Origin of the sequence: Bradyrhizobium sp. UFLA01-814 (assembly GCF_046718885.1) — a bacterium.
Classification (GTDB): domain Bacteria; phylum Pseudomonadota; class Alphaproteobacteria; order Rhizobiales; family Xanthobacteraceae; genus Bradyrhizobium; species Bradyrhizobium elkanii.
Genome location: NZ_JAQOSR010000021.1, coordinates 40,613 through 66,876, shown reverse-complemented (window position 1 = coordinate 66,876; position 26,264 = coordinate 40,613). Strand labels below are relative to the sequence as shown.

At 65.5% G+C, this 26,264-nt stretch carries 18 protein-coding genes; 7 read left to right on the top strand and 11 right to left on the bottom strand.

Annotated elements, in window-relative coordinates:
- From PMN64_RS09395 to PMN64_RS09380, 4 genes are all read right to left on the bottom strand, one after another.
- Positions 1 to 2,518, bottom strand: a 2,518-nt coding sequence (locus tag PMN64_RS09395) for an efflux RND transporter permease subunit (protein ID WP_411780483.1), incomplete at its 3' end; no start/stop codon positions are given.
- Positions 2,515 to 5,643 (bottom strand): efflux RND transporter permease subunit, encoded by a 3,129-nt coding sequence (locus PMN64_RS09390; RefSeq protein ID WP_411780482.1) that lies wholly within the window; start codon positions 5,641 to 5,643, stop codon positions 2,515 to 2,517. The genes PMN64_RS09390 and PMN64_RS09395, both read right to left, overlap by 4 nt.
- Positions 5,644 to 5,691: 48 nt before the next feature.
- Positions 5,692 to 7,152 carry an efflux RND transporter periplasmic adaptor subunit gene (locus PMN64_RS09385; RefSeq protein WP_411780481.1) on the bottom strand — a complete coding sequence of 487 codons (1,461 nt, stop codon included), beginning with the start codon at positions 7,150 to 7,152 and terminating at the stop codon, positions 5,692 to 5,694.
- A complete protein-coding gene (locus PMN64_RS09380; protein WP_411780480.1) occupies positions 7,142 to 8,638 on the bottom strand; it encodes an efflux transporter outer membrane subunit in 1,497 nt (498 codons plus the stop codon). Before PMN64_RS09380 ends, PMN64_RS09385 begins: the two co-directional genes overlap by 11 nt.
- A 587-nt stretch (positions 8,639 to 9,225) precedes the next feature.
- Here PMN64_RS09380 and PMN64_RS09375 point away from each other — a divergent pair.
- Complete coding sequence (locus tag PMN64_RS09375) at positions 9,226 to 10,260, top strand: cysteine synthase A (protein ID WP_028339763.1); 1,035 nt, start codon at positions 9,226 to 9,228, stop codon at positions 10,258 to 10,260.
- A gap of 146 nt (positions 10,261 to 10,406) precedes the next feature.
- On the opposite strand, the gene PMN64_RS09370 is transcribed toward PMN64_RS09375, so the two are convergent.
- From PMN64_RS09370 to PMN64_RS09355, 4 genes are read right to left on the bottom strand one after another with little or no spacing between them, the layout of a single operon-like run.
- On the bottom strand, positions 10,407 to 11,147 hold the full coding sequence (locus PMN64_RS09370; protein ID WP_028331915.1) for an amino acid ABC transporter ATP-binding protein: 741 nt from the start codon (positions 11,145 to 11,147) through the stop codon (positions 10,407 to 10,409).
- A gap of 11 nt (positions 11,148 to 11,158) precedes the next feature.
- Positions 11,159 to 12,679: an amino acid ABC transporter permease gene (locus tag PMN64_RS09365; protein ID WP_411780479.1), complete on the bottom strand. Its 1,521-nt coding sequence runs from the start codon at positions 12,677 to 12,679 to the stop codon at positions 11,159 to 11,161.
- On the bottom strand, positions 12,676 to 13,881 hold the full coding sequence (locus tag PMN64_RS09360; RefSeq protein WP_411780478.1) for an amino acid ABC transporter permease: 1,206 nt from the start codon (positions 13,879 to 13,881) through the stop codon (positions 12,676 to 12,678). Before PMN64_RS09360 ends, PMN64_RS09365 begins: the two co-directional genes overlap by 4 nt.
- A 23-nt stretch (positions 13,882 to 13,904) precedes the next feature.
- Entirely contained in the window at positions 13,905 to 14,921 is a 1,017-nt protein-coding gene (locus tag PMN64_RS09355; RefSeq protein ID WP_028331912.1) for an amino acid ABC transporter substrate-binding protein, read from the bottom strand.
- A 327-nt stretch (positions 14,922 to 15,248) separates the two neighbouring features.
- Between PMN64_RS09355 and metC the strand changes: the two genes are divergently transcribed.
- The 5 genes from metC (at position 15,249) to PMN64_RS09330 (ending at position 21,052) form a co-directional block, all read left to right on the top strand.
- On the top strand, positions 15,249 to 16,445 hold the full coding sequence (gene metC, locus PMN64_RS09350) for a cystathionine beta-lyase (protein WP_411780477.1): 1,197 nt from the start codon (positions 15,249 to 15,251) through the stop codon (positions 16,443 to 16,445).
- 287 nt (positions 16,446 to 16,732) lie between these two features.
- The gene (gene cpaB / locus PMN64_RS09345; protein ID WP_016842117.1) at positions 16,733 to 17,533 is read left to right on the top strand and encodes a Flp pilus assembly protein CpaB; all 801 of its coding nucleotides are present in this window, start codon (positions 16,733 to 16,735) and stop codon (positions 17,531 to 17,533) included.
- A gap of 34 nt (positions 17,534 to 17,567) precedes the next feature.
- Positions 17,568 to 19,016, top strand: coding sequence for a type II and III secretion system protein family protein (locus PMN64_RS09340; protein WP_411780476.1), 1,449 nt, complete (start codon positions 17,568 to 17,570; stop codon positions 19,014 to 19,016).
- 33 nt (positions 19,017 to 19,049) lie between these two features.
- On the top strand, positions 19,050 to 19,787 hold the full coding sequence (locus PMN64_RS09335) for a CpaD family pilus assembly protein (RefSeq protein WP_304500312.1): 738 nt from the start codon (positions 19,050 to 19,052) through the stop codon (positions 19,785 to 19,787).
- The gene (locus tag PMN64_RS09330; RefSeq protein WP_028339755.1) at positions 19,784 to 21,052 is read left to right on the top strand and encodes a CpaE family protein; all 1,269 of its coding nucleotides are present in this window, start codon (positions 19,784 to 19,786) and stop codon (positions 21,050 to 21,052) included. The genes PMN64_RS09335 and PMN64_RS09330 overlap by 4 nt, the downstream gene beginning before the upstream one ends.
- Before the next feature lie 19 nt (positions 21,053 to 21,071).
- Here the strand turns inward: PMN64_RS09330 and PMN64_RS09325 are convergent, their stop codons facing one another.
- Complete coding sequence (locus PMN64_RS09325) at positions 21,072 to 21,896, bottom strand: tetratricopeptide repeat protein (protein WP_411780475.1); 825 nt, start codon at positions 21,894 to 21,896, stop codon at positions 21,072 to 21,074.
- A gap of 140 nt (positions 21,897 to 22,036) precedes the next feature.
- Entirely contained in the window at positions 22,037 to 22,282 is a 246-nt protein-coding gene (locus tag PMN64_RS09320) for a PilZ domain-containing protein (RefSeq protein ID WP_026192789.1), read from the bottom strand.
- 338 nt (positions 22,283 to 22,620) lie between these two features.
- Here PMN64_RS09320 and PMN64_RS09315 point away from each other — a divergent pair, with 338 nt between their 5' ends.
- Positions 22,621 to 24,318 carry a Na/Pi cotransporter family protein gene (locus PMN64_RS09315; RefSeq protein ID WP_411780474.1) on the top strand — a complete coding sequence of 566 codons (1,698 nt, stop codon included), beginning with the start codon at positions 22,621 to 22,623 and terminating at the stop codon, positions 24,316 to 24,318.
- A 49-nt stretch (positions 24,319 to 24,367) separates the two neighbouring features.
- On the opposite strand, the gene PMN64_RS09310 is transcribed toward PMN64_RS09315, so the two are convergent.
- Positions 24,368 to 26,167, bottom strand: a complete 1,800-nt coding sequence (locus PMN64_RS09310; protein WP_411780486.1) for a M23 family metallopeptidase — start codon at positions 26,165 to 26,167, stop codon at positions 24,368 to 24,370.
- Positions 26,168 to 26,264: the final 97 nt, after the last annotated feature.

Genomic DNA, 26,264 nt, shown 5'->3' with positions numbered 1-26,264 from the left:
GCATGTGCAGCTCGTCGACCGCCTGCTGGATGTTCGTCGTCGCGACCTCCAGCGGCACGTCCGGCAGCAGGTTGAACGACACCGTGGTCGAGGGGAAGCCGCCGGAGTGATAGACCGCGAGCGCCGACAATCCACGCTGGTAGTGCACCAGCGCCGACAGCGGCACCTGCACGTCGTTGGCGCCGGCAACGTAGATGCGCTCGAGGTTCGACGGGTCGCTCTGGAATTTCGGATCGATCTCGAGCACCACCACGTACTGGTTGCGCTGGGTGTAGATGTACGAGATCTGCCGCTGCGAGAAGGCGTTGTTGAGCGCGTTGTCGATGTCCTGCACGCGGACGCCGAGGCTGGAGGCGGTCTTGCGGTCGATCGCGAGGTTGAGCTGCAAGCCGCCGGGATCGCGGTCGGAGGAGACGTCCGTGATGCCCTCCACCGTCTCCATGCGCTTGGCCACGATCGGCGCCCATTTCTGCAACAGCTCGAGGTCGGTCGAGGCGAGCGTGTACTGGTAGTCGGAATCGCTCTGCCGGCCGCCGGTGCGGATGTCCTGGGCGGCGAACATGAACAGGCGGATGCCCGGCACCATGAACAGGTTGCGGCGCAGCCGGTCGATCACCTGCGCGGTCGACAGGCCGCCCCGCTCCTCCGGCGGCTTCAGACTGATGAACATGGTGCCGCGGTTGGAGGTGGCGCCGCCCGGGCCGCCGCCGGAGCCGACCGACGAACCGATGCCGGCGACCGCGGGATCGGCCATCACGATGTCGGCGAGCCGCTGCTGCAGCTGAAGCATCGCCTGGAACGAGATATCCGCTGACGCCCGCGTCGATCCGATCACGAAGCCGCTGTCGTCGGTCGGAAAATAGCCCTTCGGCGTCTTGATGTAGAGCGTCACCGTCAGCGCGACGGTGGCGAAGAACACCACCAGGGTCAGGAAGGGATAGCCGAGCACGATCCGCAGCGTCGCTGCGTAGAACGCCACGACTCGCGACAGCGTGCCCTCGATGATGCGGTCGTACCAGGTGGCGTGATCCGATGTCGCCTCCCTGATGTAATGCGCGCAGATCATCGGCGTGATGGTCAGCGACACCACGGTCGAGACCGCGATCGCGAACACCAGCGTCAGCGAGAATTCGCGCAGCAGCCGCCCGACGATGCCATCCATGAAGATCAGCGGCGTGAAGGCCGCGATCAGCGACAGCGAGATCGACAGCACCGTGAAGCCGATCTGCTTGGCGCCTTCGACGGCGGCCGGATATGGCGCCATGCCCTGCTCGAGATTGCGGTACATGTTCTCAATCATCACGATGGCGTCGTCGACCACGAAGCCGACGGAGATCGCCAGCGCCATCAGCGACAGATTGTCGATCGAGAAGCCGGCGAGCCACATCCCGGCGCAGGTGCCGGCCAGCGCCAGCGGTACCGAGACGCCGGCGGCGATCGTCGGCACCACCCGGCGCAGGAACACGAACACCACAATCATCACAAGCACGGCGGTCGCCAGCAGCGTGAACTGCATGTCCTCGACGCTGGCGCGGATCGTTCCGGTGCGGTCGACCAGGGTCGAAATCTCGACGCCCGCCGGAATCCATTTCCTCAGCTCCGGCAGCAACCTGCGAACGCCGTCGACGGTGTCGATGACGTTGGCGTCGCCCTGCTTGGTAATCTGGATCAGCACCGCCGGCTGCTTGTTGAACCAGGCGATCGAGCGCGAGTTGCGGACGGAATCCTCGACCTCGGCGACGTCGGCGAGGCGGACGAAATTGCCGTTCGAGCTCTTGATGACGATGTCGCGGAACTCGGCCGCGGTGCGCATCTGCTTGTTGATCGAGAGCGTCTCGCTCAGCCGGCCGCCATTGAAGATGCCGACCGGCCCCAGCGGGTTGGCATTGATGATCGCGAGCCGAACGTCGTCGGTCGCGATCCCGGCGTTCGCCAGCGACACCGGATTGAGCGCGATGCGCACCGCCGGCTGGTCGGCGCCGCTGACGGTGACCTCGCCCACTCCCGGCACCTGCGAGATGCGCTGCGCCAGCACCGTGTCGGCGACGTCGTACATCGCGCTGGTCGAGATCGTCTTCGAGGTCAGCGCCAGCACGAATACCGGCGACGCGGCCGGGTTGGCCTTGCGGAACCTGGGCAGCGACGGCAGGTCGCTCGGCAGATCGGCGAGCGAGGCGTTGATCGCGGCCTGCACGTCGCGCGCGGCGCGGTCGATGTTGCGGCCGATCGAGAACTGCACCTGGATGCTGGTGGTGCCGAGCGAGCTCGTCGAGGTGATCTGGTCGACGCCAGAAATGGTGCCGAGCTTGCGCTCCAGCGGTGCGGCGACGGTCGCGGCCATCACCGAGGGATCGGCCCCCGGCCTGGACGCCGACACCCGGATGGTCGGGAAATCGACATTCGGGACCGACGACACCGGCAGGAACTGGTAGGCGACGATCCCGACCAGGAACAGCCCGATCGCAAGCAGTGTGGTGCCCACCGGCCTGCGGATGAAGGGCTCCGAGATCGAGATCACTGCATGCCCTCGGTGGCGCCCGCGATCGGCGGGCCGCTGGGACCCGGCTCCGGCACGGCCCGCTCGATCCGGCGGTTGAGCCGGTCGAGCGCCAGATAGATCACCGGCGTGGTGTAGAGCGTCAGCAGCTGGCTCAGCAGCAGACCGCCGACGATCGAAATGCCGAGCGGGAAGCGCAATTCGGCGCCGGTGCCGCTTTCGATCGCGAGCGGCAGCGCGCCGAACAGCGCCGCCAGCGTCGTCATCATGATCGGGCGGAAGCGCAGCAGGCAGGCCTGCACGATGGCGTCATAGGACGACATGCCCTGGTGACGCTCGGCCTCCAGCGCGAAGTCGATCATCATGATCGCGTTCTTCTTGACGATGCCCATCAACAGGATGATGCCGATCAGGCCGATCACCGAGAGGTCCTGCCCGCACAGCATCAAGGCGAGGATGGCGCCGACGCCGGCCGAGGGCAGCGTCGACAGGATCGTGATCGGATGGATATAGCTCTCGTAGAGCACGCCGAGCACGATGTAGATCGTGATGATCGCCGCCAGGATCAGCCAGGGCTGCCCGGCGAGCGAGCGCGCGAATTCGGCGGCGTCGCCGGAATAGATCCCGACGATGCTGCCGGGCATCCCGATCCTGCCCTCGATCGCCTTCACCGCCGCGACCGCGTCGCCCAGCGCCTCGCCCGGCGCCAGGTTGAAGCTGAGCGAGACCGACGGGAATTGCGCCTGGTGCGAGATCGCGAGCGGCGCCGTGGTCCGGACCAGCGTCGCCACCGCCGACAGGGGTACCTGCGCGCCGTTGGCGCCGGGCAGATAGAGCTTGTCGAGGATCGACGGGTCGCGCTGATACATCGGCAGCGCTTCGAGCACGACGCGGTACTGGTTGGCCTGGCCGTAGATCGTCGAGATCTGCCGCTGCGCGAAGGCATCGTTCAGCGTGTCGGTGACGCCCTGCAGACTGACGCCGAGCTGGCCGGCACGCTGGCGGTTGACGTCGAGCGCCGCGCGCAAGCCGCCCTCCTGCGCCTCCGAGGAGACATCGCGGAAGATCGGGTCGCGCCGCATCTCGGCGACGAGCTTTTGCGCCGATTGCGAGACCTCGGCGGCGTCGGTCGCGGTCAGCGTGTACTGGTATTGCGAGCGGCTCGACTGGGTCGAGATCTGCACGTCCTGCACCGGCTGGAAGTAGACCGTCATGCCGGGCACCGTCGCGACCTTCTGCTTGAGGCGCTCGATCACCTTGACGACGCCCTCGCGCCGCTCGTCGAGCGGCTTCAGCGTCATCACCAGACGGCCGACATTGGTGGTCGGATTGACCGAGCCCGAACCGATCACCGAGACCACGCCAACCACATCGGGATCGGCCTTGATGATGTCGGAGACCGCGCTCTGCCGCCGCTGCATCTCGGCAAACGAGACGTCGGGCCCGGCCTCGGTCACCGCGGTGATCGACGAGGTGTCCTGCAGCGGCAGAAAACCCTTCGGCGCCAGCACATACATGATCAGCGTCAGGGCGATGGTCGCGAACGTCACCAGCAGCGTCGCGCGCTGGCGCCGCAACACCCAGAGCAGCGTTCGATTGTAGAACTCCACCATGCGGTCGATGAAACGGCTGACCGCGGCCAGGCCCGGGACCGCCATCTCCTCATGGATGTTCTTGAGCAGCCGCGAACACATCATCGGCGTCAGCGTCAGCGAGACGATCGCCGAGGTCACGACCGCGATCGTCAAGGTGAGCGCGAATTCGCGGAACATGCGGCCAACCAGGCCGGACATGAACAGCAGCGGGATGAACACGGCGATCAACGACACCGTCAGCGAGATCACGGTGAAGCCGATCTCGCTGGCCCCCTTCAGCGAGGCCTCCATCACCGTCTCGCCGCCTTCCATGTGGCGGACGATGTTCTCGATCATGACGATGGCGTCGTCGACCACAAAGCCGGTTCCGATGGTCAGCGCCATCAGTGACAGATTGTCGAGGCTGAAGCCCGCGAAATACATGATGCCGAAGCTCGTGATCAGCGACAGCGGCAGCGCGACGCCGGCGATCAGGGTCGCCCGCAGCGATCGCAGGAACAGGAGTACCACCAGTGTCACCAGCACGACGCTCAGGATGAGCGTGAACTGGACATCGCGCACGGAGGCGCGGATCGTCACGGTACGGTCGGAGACGATGGTCAGCTTGACGCCGGCCGGGACCGCCCGCTGCAGCCGCGGGATTTCGCCGCGGATCTGCTTGACGACGTCGATGACATTGGCGCCCGGCTGGCGCTGGATGTCGATGATGACGGCCGGCGTGCCCTGGTACCAGCCGCCGGTGCGGTCGTTCTCCAGCCCGTCGACGATCTGGGCGACGTCGCCGATCGTGACCGGCGAGCCGTTGCGATAGGCGATGATGATCGGCCGGTAGGCGTCGGCGGCGGCGATCTGGTCGTTGGCGGCGATGGTGTAGGATTGCTGGGCGCCGTCGAGCGAACCCTTCGGCCCCGACACGTTGGCGCCGGCGATCGCGTTACGCAAATCCTCCATCGCGATGCCATAGGCCGCAAGCCGGGCCAGATCGGCCTGCACGCGCACCGCCGGCTTGAGACCGCCGAGGATCGAGACCCGGCCGACGCCGGAAATCTGGCTCAACCGTTGGCCCAGGATGGTATCGGCGAGATCGCTCATCGCCCGCAGCGAGATCGTGTCCGAGGTCAGCGCCAGCGTCATCACCGGCGCGTCCGCCGGGTTCACCTTGGCGTAGACCGGCGGATACGGCAGCGTCTTCGGCAAGATGCCGGCGGCGGCGTTGATCGCGGCCTGCACATCCTGCGTGGCGCCGTCGATGTCGCGGTTGAGATCGAACTGCAGCGAGATCTGGCTGACGCCGAACGAGCTGGTCGAGTTCATCGACGACAGCGACGGGATCTGCCCGAGCTGCCGCTCCAGCGGCGCCGTGATCAGCGAAGCCACCACGTCGGGGCTGGCGCCGGGCAGTTGCGTCGTCACCTGCACGGTCGGGAAGTCGACCTGCGGCAGCGCGGAGACCGGCAGCGCCCAATAGCCAAGCGCACCGCCGATCATCAGGGCGATGCCGAGCAGCGAGGTGGCGATCGGCCGGCGGATGAACGGTTCGGAGACGCTCATGGCTGCGTGCTCGCTGTTGGGTCGGACATTACGAGGTCAGGATGCCGGTCATGGCTGCGCCTTCGGCGCGCCGCCCGACTGTTCGCCCCCTGCCGCCGGCGCGGGCGCCGGTCCGGTCTGCCCCTTCTGATCGCCTTCGCTATGCTCGTGCCGGCCGCGATGCTCGCCGTCCTTGCCCTGCCAGTCTTTCTTACCGTCCTTGCCTTGATCCTTCCCTTGCCCTTCGCCTTGACCAGCGCCGCGCTTGCCGTCGGGATTGCGGCTGCGCTTGCGCGGCGCGAGATCGGCGGCCGGCGGCCCGTCGTCCTTGCCGACCACGACCTTCGCGCCATCGGCGAGATTGGCAAAGCCGGTCGTCACGACACGGTCCGACGTGGTCAGGCCGCTGGCGATGACGGCCTCATGCTCGTTCTGCTGGGTGACCGTGACCGGCTTGGCGGTGACGATGTCGCCCTCGCCGATCACGTAGCTGAAGGTGCCGGCCGGACCGCGCTGCACCGCCGAGGTCGGCACCACGATCGCCTGCGGCAGGGTCTCGACCTTGAGCCGCACATTGACGAACTGGCCGGGCCAGAGCTGGTAGCTGGCATTGGGGAATTCGGCCTTCAGCTTCAGCGTGCCGGTGGTCGGATCGACCTGGTTGTCGATGCCGGTCAGCTTGCCGGTATCGATCACGGTGACGCCGTCATTGCCGAACACGTCGACCGCGAGCTGGCCCTTCGCCGCCGCTGCGTTCACCCGCATGATCTGCTGTTGCGGCAGGCTGAACCACACGGCGATCGGCTGCAGCTGGGTCAGGATCACGAGCCCGGTGGTGTCGGAGGCGTGGATGATGTTGCCCTGGTCGACCTGGCGCAAGCCGGCGCGCCCGGAGATCGGCGCCACGATCTTGGTGTAGCCCAGCGTGGCTCGCATGTTGTCGATCTGGGCCTGATCGGCCTTGATGATGGCCTGCTGCTGCGCCACCAGCGCGCGTTGTGTATCGGCCTGCTGCTTGGAGCCCGCATTGCTGGCGGCGAGCTGCTCATAGCGGGCGAGGTCGATCTTCTGGTTGGCGAGCAGCGCCTCGTCCTTGGCCTTCGTGGCGACCGCCTGATCGTACTGCGCCTGATAGATCGCAGGATCGATCTCGCCCAGCACGTCGTCCTTCTTGACGTCCTGGCCCTCGACGAAATTTACCTTGAGCAGCTTGCCATCGACCTGCGAGCGCACGGTGACCGTGTTGAGCGCCTTCACCGAACCGACGCCGTCGAGATAGACCGGCACGTCCTGCACATGCGGCATCGCCGCGAGCACCGGTACCGGCAGGTCGGGCCGCCCGCCCGCGCCGCGCCCGCCGCCGCCATTTTGCTTGGGCTGGAAGGCGAGCCAGCCGAGATAGCCGAGGCCGCCCAGGATCACGAGCGTGATGAGCAAGGACACCATGCGCCCAAGCAGGCGCGAGAGAAGGCTCCGCTTGCGCGGCGCCGTGCGTTTCTCGTCGTCCGTCGAGTCGGGCTTAAAGAGCATCGACCGGTCTTTCCATCTTCGGTTCCCAGCCGCCCCCTAATGCCTGATATAGGCTCACGATCGCCAATAGCCGGGCCAGTTGGGCCTGCGAATAGGCATCTTCCGCCTGGAACAGGGTCAGCTGCGTGTTTAGCACAGTTACGATATCGGCGGTGCCGGCCTTGAGCTGCTGCTCGGCGAGGTCGAAGGCGCGCCGCGACGACGACAGCACGTCGCGCTGCAGCTGCAGCCGGCGCGTGGTCTCGCGGATCGCGACCAGCGCATTGTCGACGTCGGTGAACGACTGCACCACCGTCTTGCGGTAGGTCTGCAGCAACTCGTCCTGCTTGGCCTTGGTGTATTCGAAATTGCCGAGGATCCGGCCGCCGTCGAAGATCGGCTGGGTCATGCTGCCGACCAGGTTGAAGAAGGCGGCATGCGGCTGGAACAGCGAGACCAGCGCCTGGCTCTGGTAGCCACCCGTCCCGGTCAGCTGGATGCTCGGGAAGAACTGCGCCCGCGCGCTGCCGACATTGGCGGTGGCGGATGCCAGCTGCGCCTCCTGCCGGCGGATGTCGGGACGCTGGGTCAGCAATTCAGACGGCAGGCCCGGCGTGACGCGCGGGATCGCAACGGCGTTGAGGGAGCCGCCGGAGACGCGCACGCTTTCCGGCGGGCGCGACACCAGCACGGCGAGCGCGTTGATATTCTGGGCGAGCGTCTGCCGCAGCGGCGGCACCAGCGCGCGCTGGTTCGCGAGCACGCTCTCCTGCTGCGCGACGTCGAGATCGGAGCCGGTGCCGGCCTTGAAGCGCTCCTTGATCGCATTGAGGATGCGCTCGGCGCTGGCGATGTTGCTCTGCGCGGTGCGAAGCCGGTCCTGCGTCGCCAGCACGGTGAAATAAGCATTGGCGACGCTTGCCAGCGTGGTCAGCGCCACCACCTCGCGATCGAACCGGTTGGCAACGGCGGTCTCCTCCGCCGCCTGCGCGGCGTCGCGGTTCTGGCCCCAGAAGTCGAGCTGATAGCTCGCGCTCAGCGAGGCATTGTAGTTCACCACCTCGCGCCCGCCATTGGTGAGGCCGCTGGCACTGGAGCCGGAGGTGCGCGAGTAGGTTTCCGATCCGTTGAGGTTGAGGGTCGGCAGCAGCGCCGCGCCGGCCTGCCGCGCCAGCGCGTCAGCCTGGCGGAAGCGCGCAACCGCAGCGGCAATGTCGAGGTTGACGGTCTGCGCCTCCTCCATCAGCCGGGTCAGCTCCTTGGAACGGAAGCCCCGCCACCAATCGAGCGTCGGAAGCGCGTCGCCCGGCCGGCCGAGACGCGCGGCCTTGTAGCCCTGCGGCACATCGAGCGCCGGATCAGGGATGTCCTGGGTCAGAATGCAGCCGGCAGAACCAGCGACCAGGCCGAGCGCAACAAGCGAGCGTCCCGCGAGCCGGCGCGCGCGGACGGCGAGGCCGAACCGGCCTCCAGGCACCATCACGGGTACGGGCTGGGTCACACCCATTCTCCGCCGAAGCCAGACCTCGCCCATGGCGCACGAATGACGCGTTCAGCGATGGTCTGGGTGACGTTCACGGGGGTATGCTTCCAATGGAACCTGCCTGTCCCATCCTACCCTTGGGACAATGGGGCGGACAGCCCCGTCACGATTGCGTGGCGTCGCATCGCAAGCGATTCGTGGCTACCTTGAATGCCGACTTTTCCCTATTTTTTACGGCATTTCCGCGCATTTCGGACCCGTGCCGGAAGTCACGATTCTTACAAAGATTTCATGGGGATTTCTCGGCTCCTGTTGCATTGAATCCGCAAGATGTGCCGGCGCGGCGCGAAAGTCGCGCCGCCGCGCACCGCGCCGTCAGGTCTCGATCGGCCTGGAGCGCGCAACTCATGCAAAACCGCGGACCGCAGGATGATTCTGCTGGTCGACCCGACCGCCGAAAAACGGCGTTCTCCCCAAGTCCGCAACATTCGCGCTTGTGAGGTCAAGCGTGTTGAACCCGCCTCTTGCCGCAGTGCAAAAGCCCTTCCCTTTTTCGATCAGCACACTAGGTTCGCCAAGCAAGACACAGACCGGCAAAGAAATTCCCCGACATGATATTCAACAAAGACGTCATCGAAGCGATCGGCAACACCCCGCTCATCAAGCTGAAACGCGCGTCCGAACTGACCGGCTGCACCATTCTCGGCAAGGCCGAATTCATGAACCCGGGCCAGTCGGTGAAGGATCGTGCCGGCAAATGGATGATCCTGGAGGCCGAGAGGCGCGGCGCGCTGAAGCCCGGCGGCCTCGTGGTCGAGTCGACCGCGGGCAATACCGGGATCGGGCTTGCCGTCGTGGCGAGTGCGCGCGGCTATCGCACCCTGATCGTCATTCCTGAGACGCAGAGCCAGGAAAAGAAGGACATGCTGCGGCTGTGCGGCGCCGAACTCGTCGAGGCGCCGGCGCTGCCCTTCGCCAATCCGAACAACTATCAGCATCTCGGCAAGCGTCTTGCCGAGCAGCTGCGCAAGACCGAACCGAACGGCGTGCTGTTCGCCGACCAGTGGAACAACCTCGACAATCCCAAGGCGCACTACGACTCGACCGGACCGGAAATCTGGCAGCAGACCGACGGCAAGGTCGACGGCTTCATCTGCTCGGTCGGCACCGGCGGCACGCTTGCCGGCGTCAGCCGCTACCTGAAAGAAAAGAACCCGGCCATCATCACGGCCTGCGCCGATCCGCACGGCTTCGGAATGTACGAACTGTTCAAGAATGGGCAGGTCAAATCGACGCCGGGCGACTCGATCACGGAAGGCATCGGGCTCGGACGCGTCACGCCTGTGGTCGAGACGGCGAAGGTCGACACCGCGTTCCTGATCTCCGACGAGGAAGCCGTGACCATCATCTATGAGCTTTTGGAGCACGAAGGCCTGTGCCTCGGCGGCTCGACCGGCGTCAACATCGCGGGCGCGATCCAGCTCGCCAAACAGCTCGGCCCCGGCAAGACCATCGTCACCATCCTCTGCGACTCCGGCAACCGCTATCAGTCCAAGCTGTTCAACCCGGCCTTCATGCGCTCGAAGAATTTGCCGGTCCCGGAATGGCTGGAAAAGCGCAGCAAGATCGAGCTGCCGCTGGTGTAACCAACCGCGTCCCCGCAGACGTCATTGCGAGGAGCTATTGCGACGAAGCAATCCATGCTTCCGATGCGGAAGATTGGATCGCTTCGCGGAGCCTGTCATCCGGCGGCGCTTTGCGCCGACCGGGTGGCTCGCAATGACGGCGGAAATCACCGGAGAATCTGGCTTAGGAACAGCTTCGACCGCGCGTGCTGCGGGTTGGCGAAGAATTCCTGCGGCGTGTTCGATTCGATGATCTGGCCCGCGTCCATGAAGACGACGCGGTTGGCGACCTCGCGGGCAAAGCCCATTTCATGGGTGACGACCAGCATGGTCATGCCCTCCTTGGCAAGATCGACCATGGTGTCGAGCACTTCCTTGACCATCTCCGGGTCGAGCGCCGAGGTCGGCTCGTCGAACAGCATCACCTTCGGGTTCATGGTCAGCGCACGGGCGATCGCAACGCGCTGCTGCTGACCGCCCGACATCTGGCCGGGAAACTTGTTGGCCTGATGCGGGATCTTGACCCGCTCGAGGAACTTCATGGCGGTGGCCTCGGCATCCTTCTTGGGGATGTTGCGCACCCAGATCGGCGCCAGCGTGCAATTGTCGAGCACGGTGAGATGCGGGAACAGGTTGAAGCTCTGGAACACCATGCCGACCTCGCGGCGGACCTCGTCGACACGGCGAAGGTTCGGGCCAAGGTCGATGCCGTCGACCACGATCTCGCCCTCCTGGAATTCCTCCAGCGCGTTGATGCAGCGGATCAGGGTCGACTTGCCCGAACCGGACGGCCCGCAGATCACGATGCGCTCGCCCTTGCCGACCTCCAGGTTGATGTCGCGCAGCACGTGGAAGTCGCCGTACCATTTGTTGAGAGCGGAAATGTTGACGATCGGGGTTGTGGACATGATGACCTTGTTCAGTGGCGGCGGTGAGCGTTGAGCCGGTTTTCGACGAACAGCGAGTAGCGCGACATTCCAAAGCAGAACACGAAGTAGATCATTCCAGCGAAAGCGAAGCCGGTAAAGGCCGTGGTCGGCGTCGACCAGGTCGGATCGGAGAACGTCGCATGCAACGACCCCAAGAGGTCGAACAGCGCGACGATCGAAACCAGCGAGGTGTCCTTGAACAGCGCGATGAAGCTGTTGACGAGACCCGGAATGACGTGGCGCAGCGCCTGCGGCATCACGATCAGCGACGTGGTCTTCCACCAGGACAGGCCGAGCGCGCTCGCCGCCTCGCCCTGCCCGCGCGGGATCGCGGCAAGGCCGCCGCGCACCACCTCGGCCTGGTAGGCGCCGGCAAACAGCGCGATGCCGATCAGCGCGCGGACCAGTCCGTCGACGTTGAAATTGCCCGGCAGGAACAGCGGCAGCATGTAGGTTGCGAAGAACAGCACCGTGATCAGCGGCACGCCGCGCCAGAACTCGATGAAGGCGATCGAGAATATCCGGATCAGCGGAATGGTCGAGCGGCGGCCCAGCGCCAGCGCGATCCCGATCGGCATCGAGGTGACGATGCCGGTGACCGACACCACCAGCGTCACCAAGAGGCCGCCCCACAGCCTGGTGTCGACGATGGGCAGTCCGCCGCGGTCGAGCCCCATCAGCTTGATCACGATCGCGATGCCGGCAAAGCCGACAAGGCTCGCGAGCAGCGCGCGCTGTCCGGTCCGTATGCCGCCGCCGAGGAAAAACAGGATCAGCGAGACGATACCAGTGGTCAGCAGGAAGTCGAACCAGAGCGGCTGGCTCGACATCTGAAGCTGCTCGCGCAGCCAGGTCATCGGGAAGATCAGCCAGCCGATCAGGCTGCCGACAAGCACGATGATCTTGCCGACGGCCCACAGCGGCGGTCCGATCGCCGAATTCTGGCTGAGATTGACCAGTACCTGCCCGGCATTGCCGATGCTGTCGTCGAACAGCTGCAACAGGCTCGCGACCCAGCTCACGCCGAAACCGGTCAGCCCGCCGCCGCGCAGCAGGAAGAATGCGACCGCCGGAAAGGCGAAGAAGAACAGGCTCGCATTCAAGCCCTTCGCCGGTAGGCGCGGAATAAGGAGTGGCAGCAACAGAACAGCCGCGAGGACGAAGGTCAGGTTGACGCGCCAGCGTTCGGCTTCCGGGTAGAAGCCATAGATCAGCTGGGTGAGCTTGGCCTGGATATAGGGCCAGCAGGCGCCGACCTGACGGCCGGCGGTCTCGGCAAGGCACGCATTGCGGTCCTTGCCGCTCCAGACCGCATCGACCAGCAGGAACCTGAACGCGGGAACGATCATGTACCAGAGCAGCCCCAGCGCCAGGATCGTCAGCAGGATGTTGGTCGGCGAATTCAAGAGCCGCGTGCGGATGAAACCGACGAGGCCGGTGGTCCTCACCGGCGCCCGGCGCTCGGGCACCAGGTCCTGCCGGACAAAGGATGACGCGGTGACGTCGGTCATGCCCCAAGGCTCCGGTTGATGCGCCAGCCATAGACGCTCATGACCGCGCTGGTGACCAGCGAGATCAGCAGGTACACGCCCATGGTGATGGCGATGATCTCGATCGCCTGGCCGGTCTGGCTCAGGGTCGTTCCGGCAAATACCGAGACAAGGTCGGGATAGCCGATCGCGACCGCCAGCGACGAATTCTTGGTCAGGTTGAGATACTGGTTGGTCAGCGGCGGAACGATGACGCGCATCGCCTGCGGCACGACGATCAGCCGCAAGGTGGTGCCGCGCGACAGGCCGAGCGACGAGCCGGCTTCCATCTGTCCCTTATGGACCGATAGAATACCGGCGCGGACGATCTCGGCGATGAAGGCCGCCGTATAGGTCGACAGCGCAACCACCAGCGCAACCAGCTCCGGAATGACCCGCGCGCCGCCGGCGAAGTTGAAGCCCTTGAGTTGCGGCAACTCGAAGGTCACCGGCAGCCCGAACACCAGCACCGTCACCAGCGGCAATCCGACCAGCAGGCCGAGCACATAGGGCCAGATCCGGATCGCCTGCCCGCGTTGAAACAGCGCCCGCCTTGCGTAGCCGCGCAGCGCCAGCGCGCCTGCGATGGCGATCGCAAGCGCGATCAGAAACGGATCAAGCCCGGCCTCGCCGATCGGCCGCGGGATCACCAGCCCGCGATTGGAGAGGAAGAAGGCGTTGAACAGCGAGATGCTCTGGCGCGGCCCCGGCAGCGCCGCCAGCACCGCAAGGTACCAGAACAACAGCTGGAACAGCAGCGGCAGATTGCGGACGATCTCGACATAGATCTCGCCGAGCCGCGCCAGCAGCCAGTTCGGCGACAGCCGGCACAGCGCAATGATGAAGCCGATAATGGTGGCGAAGACGATGCCAATGCCCGCAACCAGCAGCGTGTTGAACAGGCCGACGAAGAACACCCGCGTATAGGTGTCCGACCCCGAATACGGGATCAGGTTCAGGCTGACATCAAAGCCCGCATTGTTCTTGAGAAACCCGAACCCGGATGCAATGCGCTGCGTCTCCAGGTTGGCACGGGCATTGGCCACGATCTCATAGGCGACCCAGGCCAACACCGCCGCGAACACGATCTGCACGGCAAGGCCAGTCCAGCCGGACTGGCCGCCGAGCGCGCGCTTCAGGCGGAAGATGAACTGCGGCGGTGGTTTTCGGGGCTCGGTCGTCATCGCCGCAGCCGCCTCGTCGCCGATCAGCGGATCGGAGGCGCGTACTGGATGCCGCCCTTGTTCCAGAGATTATTGAGCCCGCGTGCGATCTGCAGCTTCGATCCGGCGCCGACGTTGCGATCGTACATCTCGCCGTAATTGCCGACGGCCTTGATGATGCGGGAGAACCAGTCCTTGGTCAGGCCGAGCTGCTCACCGAGATTGCCGTCGGTGCCGAAGGCGCGCTTGAGGTCGGGCTTGTCCGACTTGGCCATCTCGTCGACGTTCTTCTGGGTGACACCGAGTTCCTCGGCATTGATCTGGGCGAACAGCGCCCACTTCACGATGTCGAACCACTGGTCGTCGCCATGGCGAACCATCGGGCCGAGCGGCTCCTTGGAGATGATCTCGGGCAGCACGACGTGGTCGGCCGGGTTGGCGAGCTTCAGCCGCTGCGCATAGAGCTGGGACACGTCGGAGGTGAACACGTCGCAACGGCCGGTCTCGTAGGCCTTCACGGTCTCGTCGGCGCCGGCGAACGCGATCACCTCGTACTTCATGTTGTTGCCCTTGAAGTAGTCGGCGAGGTTCTGCTCGGTCGTGGTGCCGGTCTGCACGCAGACCGACGCGCTGTTCAGCTCCAGCGCCGAGTTCACTTTCAGCGACTTCTTCACCAGAAAGCCCTGCCCGTCATAATAGGTCACGCCGGTGAAGTTGGCGCCGAGCGAGGTATCGCGCGACAGCGTCCAGGTGGTGTTGCGCGACAGCACGTCGATCTCGCCCGACTGCAGCGCGGTGAAGCGGTCCTTGGCCGACAGCGGCACGAACTTGACCTTGGACGGATCGTCGAAGATCGCCGCGGCGATGCCACGGCAGATGTCGACGTCGATGCCGGTCCAGTTCCCCTTGTCGTCCGGCGACGAGAAGCCCGGCAGGCCGCCGCTGACGCCGCAGGACAGCTGGCCTCGGTCCTTGACCGTCTTGAGGGTTTGCGCCGAGGCGGCCTGGACCGACAGGGCGGCGGCGGCGGCAAGGGTGACAGCCAGGGATACGCGTTTCATGGGCGGGGCCTTTCAGGGTCGTCCGGTGGACGGTTACTTTGTGATCGCCTCGCGTTCACGGGCCATCCCAATGATCCCTTGCAGCAAAAATGCCGATTTGACCGGCAGTTTGACTTGCAAACCGGTCAGGCAACGGATCGTAGGTCGCGGCAGGCCCCTCAACGTGCGGCGACTGGTAGTTGCGGCGCATCACATAGCGACTGACGAGCCGGGTCAAGGGGTTGACGCATGTCTTCTACCTCTTGTTAGTAGCACCGCCCGGCCCAGCCCTGTCTTCCGACGCGGTAGGGCTGCGGCAAAAAGTCTAAAGTCTAACGGCAGCGCTCCATGACCTCCTCCGACGGCTCCACGCCCTCCCACCCGCAACAGGCCGCGACCCGTCTGGTCACGGCCGGCCGCGACACCAAGGCCCAGAAGGGCTTTGTCAATCCGCCGGTGTTTCACGGCTCGACCGTGCTCTATCCGACCGCGGAGGACCTCCACGCCCATCGCGCCGAATTTACCTATGGCCGCCATGGCAGCCCGACCACGCGGGCGCTGCAGGACGTGCTGATGGCGCTGGAAGGCCCGCAATGCGCCGGCGTCGGCCTCGCCCCGTCGGGGCTGGCGGCGATCAGCACCACGCTGCTTGCCGTGCTGAAGGCCGGCGATCACCTCCTGGTGTGCGACAATGCCTATCGGCCGACCCGCAATTTCTGCGACAACATGCTCAAGCGCTACGGCATCGAGACCAGCTATTTCGACCCGCTGATCGGCGCCGGCATCGAGACGCTGTTCAAGCCGAACACCCGCGCGGTGCTGATCGAAGCGCCCGGCTCGCAGACGTTCGAGATGCCGGACGTGCGGGCGATGTCGGCCGTGGCGCACGCCCGCGGCGCGCTCATGATCGACGACAACACCTGGGCGACGCCGCTCTATCACCGCTCGCTCGAACAGGGCGTCGACATCAGCATGCAGGCCGGCACCAAATATATCGGCGGCCACTCCGACATCATGTTCGGCACCGTCGCAGCCAATGCGAAAGCCTGGCCGCTGATCCAGGAGGCGATCCGCCTGCTCGGCGTCTGCGCCGGCCCCGACGACGTCTATCTCGCGCTGCGCGGGGTTCGCACGCTATCGGTGCGGCTTGCGCAGCACCACCGCTCCGGGCTCGAGATCGCGCGCTGGCTCGGCGCGCGGCCCGAGGTCGATCGCGTGCTGCACCCTGCCCTCGACACCGATCCCGGGCACGCGATCTGGAAACGCGACTTCACCGGCGCCTCCGGGTTGTTCAGCATCGTGCTGAAGCCGGTGCCGCAGACCGCGGTCGATGCAATGCTGAACGCGCTCACGCTGTTCGGCATGGGCTTTTCCTGGGGCGGCTTCGAAAGCCTCGCCATCCCGTTCGACTGCAGCGACTATCGCACCGCGACCAAATGGTCGCCGGGCGGCCCGACGCTGCGGCTGCATATCGGGCTCGAGAACCTCGATGACCTCAAGGCCGATCTCGATCGCGGCTTTGCCGCGTTGAAAGCCGCGCTCTGATCCGTGCGCGCGGGATTGCGCATCAGGCGACATTAACCACGACCGACCGGCTTTGACGCCGCGTTGCGACTCCCACATCGCACACGTTGCGCGAGCGCGATCTCCGGGATTCTGCGGAGATGCGACGGCGCCGATAACTCGCCGTTCACCATCCCCACCAATCCCTTAATTGTCCGGACCTTCCATCAAGTTCCCTTATACTTTTGCGGCCGTAGTGATGCCTCGGGAAGGGCTGTCAGTGCCGCAAGGACGCGACTGCCCTGTGTGAAGGGCATTCAGACAATCGCATGAAAACGGCACGCATCGTGGTCCTCGGCATCGCCGGCGTCGCAGGCCTCGCGGCCATGTATCTCGCGAGCGTTGGCGATCGCAAACCGGCGCCGGTTGCGCCGCCCGTCGCGCAACTGCCGACCGTCGAAGTGCTGGTCGCAAAGTCCGACATCGGGCTCGGTCAATCGGTCAAGGCCGAAGACATCCAGTGGCAGCGCTGGCCGGCTGAAACTGCCAGCAGCGCGTTCATCCGTCACGACGCCAACGCCAATGCCATGAACGACGTCATCGGTTCGATCGCACGCGCGCCCTTCATCGTCGGCGAACCGATCCGCGAGCAAAAGCTGGTCAAGGCCAATGGAAGCGGCTTCATGGCCGCGATCCTGCCCTCCGGCATGCGCGCGATCTCCACCGAAATCTCGCCGGAGACCGGCGCCGGCGGCTTCATTCTGCCGAACGACCGCGTCGATGTGATCCTGTCGCGACGCGACAAGAATCCAGACCAGCAAGGCGGCCGCGATATCGTTACCACTGAAATCCTGCTGTCCAACGTCCGCGTGCTGGCGATCGACCAGGCGCCGAAGGAGAAGGACGGCAACAACTCCCTCGTCGGCAAGACCGTGACCCTCGAGCTCAAGCCTGAACAGGCCGAGACGCTGGCGCGCGCCCGGCAGAGCGGCACGCTGGCGCTGGCGCTGCGCAGCATCGCCGACGTCAACGAACAGACCGACGAGACCAGAGACCATGCCCCGAAGCGGGGCGAGAGCATCAAGGTGGTGCGCTTCGGCATCCCGAGCTCTCTGACGACACAGAAGTGATGGGGGCTTCGATATGACGACGGGTGCGAAACAAATGGCGACGTCGACCACGCTGGTCCGCGCGCTGTCATTCTCGGCGATCACTGCGCTGATGCTGATCCCTGCCCTTGCCAGCGCGACCGATCCCGACAAGAACGCGGATGTCGCGGTGACGAGCAGCATCGCCGCCAAGACGCGCTCCGTCTCGCTCGGCGTTGGCAAGTCGGTCGTGGTCGATCTGCCGCGCGAGGCCAAGGACGTTCTGGTCGCCGATCCCAAGATCGCCAACGCCGTGATCCGCTCGGCGCAGCGCGCCTATATCATCGGCGCGGCGGTCGGCCAGACCAACGTGGTGTTCTTCGACGCCGACGGCAACCAGGTCGCCTCCTACGACATCGCGATCAAGCGCGACCTCAACGGCATGCGCGCCGCGCTGAAGCAGATGCTGCCCGGCGTCCAGATCGAGGGCGTCGGCGACAGCGTCGTCCTGACCGGCACGGTGGCAAGCCCGGTCGAGGCCCAGCAGGCCGGTGACATCGCCGCCAAACTGGTCGGCAGCGCCGACAAGGTCGTCAATTCCATCGTGGTCCGCGGCCGCGACCAGGTGATGCTGAAAGTCACCGTCGCCGAAGTCCGCCGGGACGTCGTGAAACAGCTCGGCGTCGACCTCAGCGCCAACATGAACTACGGCACCGCCGCGGTGGTCTTCAACAACGCCAACGCCTTTACCGCCAATAATGGTGCGCTCGCCCCCAGCAACGGGCTGACGGGCGCAGCCCTGAACAAGCTCGGCGTACCGACCGTCACCGCGACGCTGCGCGCGATGGAGAGCGCGGGCGTCGTCAAGACGCTGGCCGAACCCAACCTCACCGCGATCTCCGGCGAGTCGGCGACCTTCATTTCGGGCGGCGAGTTTCCGATTCCGACCGGTGTCACCTGCCAGACGACGACGTCGGGCACGATCGGCAATTGCGTCCAGACCGTCAGCTTCAAGAAGTTCGGCATCTCGCTCAACTTCACTCCGGTAGTGCTGACCGAGGGACGGATCAGCCTGAAGGTGATGACCGAGGTCTCCGAAGTCTCGATGGAGAACGCCCTGACCGGCGGTCAGAACGGCACGACCATTCCCTCGATCAAGACCCGCCGCGCCGACACCACGCTGGAGGTGCCCTCCGGCGGCTCGATTGCGATGGCCGGTTTGATCCAGGAGCAGACCAAGCAGGCCATCAACGGCATGCCCGGCGTCGATCAGATCCCGATCCTCGGCCAGCTCTTCAGGAGCCAGGACTTCGTCAACAACGAGACCGAGCTCATGGTCATCGTGACGCCCTACGTGGTGCGCGCCGTTGCGCAGAAGGAGCTGTCTCGTCCCGACGACGGATTTGCCCCGGCTTCCGACGCGCAGTCGGCGCTGCTGGCGCGCGTCAATCGCATCTACGGCGTTGCCGCCCGCAGCGAGCCGATCGGCGCCACGCCGGTCAATTTCGGCTTCATCATCGACTGAGGCGCGGACCTGAAGGGGTTGGGGGATCCTATGATGACACGCAACACACAAGCCGGTCGTGCCAGGACGCTGTGGCTGTTCGGCGCCCTCGCCGTCAGCGCGATCGCGCTCGGCGGCTGCAATCTGACGAGCGATGTCGTCACCGGCACGGTGCCCGACGACTACCGGCAGCGGCATCCGATCGCCGTCACCGAAGGCGAGCAATCGATCGTCGTCTTCGTCGGCCGCGCCCGCGGCAACCTCACCGAAACCCAGCGCGACGACGTCATGGGGCTGGCGCGCACCTGGCGCCGCGAAGGCACCGGCGCGATTGCGATCGACGTGCCGGCCGACAGCTCGAACGCGCGCTCGGCACAGGCGGTGTATCAGGAGATCCGCGGCCTGCTGGCGTCGATGGGCGTGCCCGCCCATGCCATCACCAGGCGCTCCTATCATCTCGATGATCCGCGTGCGCTTCCGACCATTCGGCTGAGCTATCCGAAGATGGCCGCCGTCGCCGGTCCCTGCGGAGTGTGGCCGAGCGACCTCGGTCCCTCGATCTACAATCCGAGCTACAACGAGAACAAACAGTACGACAATTTCGGCTGCGCCACGCAGCGTAACCTTGCCGCGATGGTCGCCAATCCGTCCGACCTCGAACAGCCGCGAACCGAGACCGCAGCCTATACGCCGCGCCGTACGATCGCGTTCGATAAATACCGCAAGGGTGAGTCGACCGCGACCGCCTACCCCGAAACCGAGAAAGCCAAGCTGAGCGACGCCGCGAAATGACCGAACAGCAAGACGAGCCGCAGCACGCCAACGATTACATCGCGCCGGCGCCGCGGATTTCCGTGCAGGCGTTCTGCGCCAGCGTCGCGACCGCCGCGAACGCACGCGCGGCTGCCGACGACCGCCGGCTCGCCAAGGCTCATCTCTCGGTCCATATGGGCGGCATCGCCGCGGCGATCGACGCCTACCACAAGGCGCCGACGCCCAACGTCATCATGCTGGAGACCGAGCCGGATCATGATTTCCTCGCCGGTCTCGACGAGCTCGCCACGGTCTGCGATCCCGGCACCCGCGTCGTGGTGCTCGGCATGCCCGGCGAGACTGCGCCGTATCGCGAATTGGTCCGGCGCGGCGTCAACGACTACGTCATCGGGCCGGTCAAGGTGCTCGACATCGTGCGCTCGATCTGCAGCCTGTTCTCGGCCTCCGAAGCGGTCTCGGTCGGCCGCCTGATCGCGGTCGCGGGCGCCAAGGGCGGCGTCGGCGCTTCGACCGTTGCCCACAATGTCGCCTGGACCATCGCGCGCGACCTTGGGCTGGACTCGGTGGTCGTCGATCTCGACCTCGCCTTCGGTACCGCCGGCCTGGACTACAATCAGGACCCGGTGCAGGGCATCGCCAACGCCGTGTTCTCGCCCGAACGTCCGGACTCCGCGTTCATGGAACGCCTGCTCGCAAAGTGCGGCGATCATCTCAGCTTGCTGGCGGCGCCGGCCACCCTCGACCAGGTCTACGATTTCGGCGCCGAAGCGTTCGATGCCATCTTCGATACGATGCGCATGACGACGTCCTGCATCGTGCTCGACGTGCCGCATCAATGGACCGCCTGGACCAAACGCGTGCTGGTCGGTGCCGACGATATCCTGATCGTTGCAGAGCCCGACCTCGCCAACATGCGCAACACCAAGAACATGATGAACCTGTTGAGGACCGCGCGTCCGAACGACCGCCCGCCGCTCTACTGCCTGAACCAGGTCGGCATGTCCAAGCGCCCCGAGATCGAGGTCAAGGATTTCGCCAAGACGATCGAGAGCCAGCCCATCGCGGCGATCCCGTTCGACTGCAGGCTGTTCGGTGAAGCCGCCAACAACGGCCAGATGATCGCGGAAGTCTCCGCGCGTCACCGCACCACAAGGACTTTCCTGCAGATCGCGCAGCGCCTCACCGGCCGCCCCGATCTCGCCGAAGCCCGCGAGTCGTTCCTGTCGCCGATCCTCAAGAAGCTGCAGTCGCGCCGAAACGACGGGCGCCGGGCCGCCGGCTAGCGTCCCGCTTGAAACCGTCCTAGTCGCGGCGACTGGCCGCGACCGGGATCTTCTCGGCGTCGGTGCGGCTCGCATCCCTGCGCGCCAACAGCCGTTTCAGCGCGGCGACGTTGGCTGAGCCCTGCTCCGGCGTCAGATCGGCCTTCATGATGGTTTCCGCCTCGGACTGGCGGCCCTGCAAGCCAACCACGACGGCGAGATTGGTCCGCACCCGCATGTCGCCGGGGGCGCGCTCCCGGGCACGGCGCAGCGTCTCCTCGGCCTTCGGCAGGTCCTTCGACAGCAAATAGGACAACCCGATATTGGAGAGCACTGACGGATCGTCAGGCACGATCTTCAGCGCACTCGCATAGTACTGCCGCGCCTCGTCGTGGCGATCGAGCTGATCGAGCACGGCGCCCTGCGCCGACAGGATGCGCCAGTCCGGATCTTCCGGCGTATGCGCGCGCCCGAGCACGTCGAATGCCTGCTGGAAATTGCCGTTGTCGGCGAGCGCCCGTCCGTAACCCGCGAGCAGTGCCTTGTTGCTGGGCTGCGCCAACACCGCCTGCTCCATGACGGCGACCGCCTGGGCCCGCTGTCCGGTGGCGCGCAATGCCCGGGCGTATTTCAGCGCAGCGTCGGTGTCTTTCGGGTTGGCGCGGACGCGCTCGTGGTAGGTCGCGATGTCGCGCCGCGGATCGGCGGGTGCCGGCGTGGCCTCCGCCGTGTCGCCCAATGAGCCGGTGATGTCAGACGGGCCGGAGGTTTGACAGGCGGACAACCCGATCAGCAGGATTGCGGCAGATACCGTGCCCGCGAGACGGCGCGCGCGGCCTGAGGGTCGGGGTAATTTCTCAAACATAAAGCGAGACTCGGAACGGCGAAGGTTCCGGGATGCTCACAGCTTAACCCTAAGGTCCGGTTAAGGATGCCATCATGTCGCCGTCATCCGGCCCAGATCCGGTGCCGGACGCCCGGCGAGAAAGCAGCGAAATCGCTGGTTCAGTCGACGAACTGGGCGCCGAACTCGTGCCCGATTTGCCAGGCCAGCCGGCACTGACGCGGACTGCCGGTCGACAGGATGATGGTGAATTCCGGCGGGATCTCCAGATATTCGGCGATCACCTTGACGCCGCCGGCCGAAATATCGGTGATCATGCAGTCGCGTGGCAGCGACCCTGTGCCCAGCTGAATTTTGGCGACGCTCCGGCACGGGCGGCGTTCGCTCTTGCGGCGATTCATAAACATTCTGATCCCCAAGCCTTTCTGGGCAACTTCCTGGCCTATCGTCATAACCGGGAAAGATTGGAAACTGCCTAGCGGAACCGATCGCAATTGAGCGGTCGCGTTCGAGATTCGTTTACCCGGGGCGCCCTCGTCGGGGCCCCAGAAGCTTGCTTCAATCAAAGATTGAATAGTTGAGAATTGTCGCTGCAGGTCGCATAACGCTCTCCCGATGGGCCAATCCACTCAGCTGCGTGCGTCGCTCCCGCCCGGGCTCGCATGAGAACAAAAAGGGGTTGATCGCCAGTCGATAGACGATACCTATATCCTTTCGACTCGAATTCGCCGGGATGCCAGGAAGCATGGGAAGCATTGTTCTGCTCGATCTGATGGGGGGCGTGGCGCTCCTGCTGTGGGGCCTGCACATGGTCCATAGCGGGATTCTGCGTGCCTTCGGACCGGATTTGCGGTTGCTGCTCGCCCGGGCGCTGCGCAACCGCTTTACCGCCCTTGGCGCCGGTCTCGGCCTGACCGCCCTGCTCCAGAGTTCGACCGCGACTGCCCTGATCACCAGTTCCTTCGCCGCCGAAGAGATCGTCAGCCTGGTGCCGGCGCTCGCGATCATGCTCGGCGCCAATATCGGCACCACGCTGATCGTGCAGGTGCTGTCGTTCAACGTCGCCGCCATCGCGCCGGTTCTGTTCATTGTCGGCCTCGTCGCGTTCCGCAGCGGACCGCGCTCCCGGATCAAGGATCTCGGCCGCGTCTCGATCGGCCTCGGCCTGATGCTGCTGGCGCTGCACATCCTGCTCGATACGATGGCGCCCGCCGAGAATGCCCCGGGCGTGCGCGTGTTTCTGGGCGCAATCACCGGCGATCCCGTGCTCTGCATCCTGATCGGCGCCGTCGTCACCTGGCTGGTCCATTCCAGTGTCGCCAGCGTGCTGCTGGTGATGTCGCTGGCCTTTTCCCAGTTCATCTCGCCCTATGCCGCATTTGCGCTGGTGCTCGGCGCCAACCTCGGCAGCGCCATCAATCCGTTGCTGGAGGGCGCGCGGCGCGACAATCCGGCGAGCTACCGGCTGCCGGTCGGCAATCTCGTCAACCGCGTCGTCGGCATCGTGCTGGTGGCGCCGTTCCTGCGCCCGATCACCGAGATCATCTACGCCTGGCAGCCCGATCTCGCCAAGGCGACGGCGCTGTTCCACATCGCCTTCAACGTTGCGACCGCACTGCTGTTCATCGGCGTGCTCGATCACATGGCGCGGCTGCTCGAGCGTCTGTTGCCGAAGCGAGCGCAGGAGACCGATCCATCACGGCCGCGCTATCTCGACGAGAGCGCGCTGGAGACGCCTTCACTGGCGCTGGCCGATGCGGCGCGCGAGGTGCTGCATATGGGCGATCACACCGAGGCCATGCTGCGCAAGGTGATGGCGGCGATGCTGACCAACGATCGCGCCCTGGTCGACCAGGTCTCGAAGATGGACAACACCGTCGACCGGCTGAACGAGGCGATCAAGCTTTACGTCACGAAACTCACCCGCGGCAGCCTGGACGAGCGCGAGGGCCAGCGCGCGATGGAGATCGTCGCGTTCGCGATCAATCTCGAACATATCGGCGACATCGTCGACAAGAACCTGAGCGAGCTCGCGACCAAGAAGATCAAGCATCGCCTGCAATTCTCCACCGAGGGCGCGGAGGAATTGTCGGCGTTCCACAAGCGCACGATCGACTCGCTGCGGATCGCGTTCGGCGTGTTCATGTCGGGCGACGCCAACGAGGCGCGCAAGCTGCTCACCGAAAAGGCGGCGCTGCGCGCGGCCGAATTGGCCGCCGTCGAGCGTCATCTGGAGCGCCTGCGCGAAGGCCGGCCCGAAACCATCGAGACCACTTCGCTGCATCTCGACGTGCTGCGCGATCTTCGCCGCATCCATTCGCACATCTGCTCGGTCGCCTATCCCGTGCTCGATGCCGCCGGCGAGACCGCCGCCGATCGCGAGAGCACGATGGCGACGACCGACGTTGCGGCGCCCGTGCCATCGAGCTCTCCGGGCTCCTGACCCCGGCAAGACCCGCCGCGGCGCCACGGCCTGATGCGATCTGCGCTCGCTATGTCGGCGGCCGATGTTCGGAGCCGAAACGGCGCTGTGGAAGCGCAAAGACGGCAGCGAGTTGGTTGATGCTGTCACGCTGGCGATCGAAGGCCCCAAGCAGGTCGCCTTGCAACAGCCGGCCGCCTGAGAGCTTCATCCGAAGCGGATCGACGTTGCGACCGTTGATCCGCACCTCGTAATAGAGATGCGGTCCGGTCGAGAGCCCGGTCGATCCGACAAAGGCAATCGTCTCGCCCTGACGAACGCGGTCTCCGATCTTCAGCCCGGACGGGAAGCTTGCGACGTGGGCATAGGTCGTCTCATAGCCGCGGTCGTGCCGCACGCGGATATATTTCCCGTACCCCCGTTCGTACCCTTCGGTCTCGACGACGCCGGCGCCGGCGGCCGCGATGGGCGACCCATAGGGCGCCGCGTAATCGACGCCCTCATGGAAGCGGCGGTCGCCAAGGATCGGATGAATCCGCCAACCAAAGCCGTCGCCGAGCCGCCCGCTCACGACCGGCTTGCGCAACAGGAATTTGGTGATGGACTGGCCGGTCTCGTCATAGAAATCGGAGCTGCCATCGTCCGGCGCCGTGAAGCGATAGTACCGGCGGGTCTGTCCGCCCGCCGTCAAATCGATGAAGACCAACTCCGGCTGACCGATGTCGTTCGGCGCGTAGATGATCTCAGCCACATCGGCGTCGCCGAGCGGCTCGTCGAGGTCGAAATCGCGGCCACAGAGCCGCATCAGTTCAGCAACGATCCCCTGATCGACGTGGTTGGAGCGCGCAAGCGCGTTAAGGCCGTCACGGAGCGTTTCGCCCGGAACGGAATGCGTATCGATCGACTCACGCAGCGGGCTCTCGCTCCGCACGGCGATGTCGGGCTGTTCCGGCACGATCGCTTGGTATTGGCCGCCGTCGGTGCGACCGACGGCGGACACATTGGAGCCGGCCCGTTCGATCGACACTTTCGCGACATGGCCGTGCGCCGAACCGGCGTCTCCGCCTTGTTCGATGACCGTGATTTTGTCGCCACCGGACAGACTCTCTCGAGCGCCCGGCGACGGGAAAGCCGCGAGGATCGCCGGCGCGTCCTCCGCGGCCGCCGTCAGCGCCCGCAGAATGGCGGCCAGCGTGTCGCCGCTTCTCGCGATAACGACATGTCGCCGGTGACGCGACGACGAAGGAGACTTCGGAAGGTTGGTTACGTTGACAGCCTCACCTATCGGAGCCGGCGGATGCGGTACGTCCTCACCGTCAGCATAGGCGCTGGTGCCGCCCGGCAGTGGGCGGCGCGATGGACCCGTCCGTATGATGGCTGGCAGTTCCGACAGCAGGTCGTGTTGCGAGCCCGCTCGGGCGTCGTCCTTTTCGTCTCCCCGAGCTTCCTGTCGTGGTTCGAGATCGATCTCCGCGAGCCGCGCTGACACGCGGGTAAATCGACGGACCGCGCCGGCATCGCTCAGCTGCTCAATCTTGAGCGCAGCGGAATTGCCCTGCGAGCCGAGTCTCCGGTCGAGACGATCGCCGCGCCGCGCCTCGTCAACCACCTGCCCTGCGAAGCGCGGAAGTGACACGATCGGCGCTGCTGCGAAGCGCACGTGATCGCCAAACGCCCCGCGAAGCGCGCCGGCAAGAAGCGCGACGGCGGCGGATCCAATCAGAATCGTTCCCGCCATCCAGCGGAAACTGACGGCGCGCCGGTCAGGCAATTTGCGCTCGCCGGTCAGCGGCGGCTCGTCAAGCGACGGAACATCGCGGACGCCCGATAAATAACCACCCGCTTTCGTCGCTTCGTCACGGCTGGTCATCAACGCCCCTCATCCCCTGGGGCACGGTCTCGAGATGCCGCCACGCCCACGGCAGGCCGTAGATGCCATGCGCCTTGGGGCGAATCTTTGACCTTGG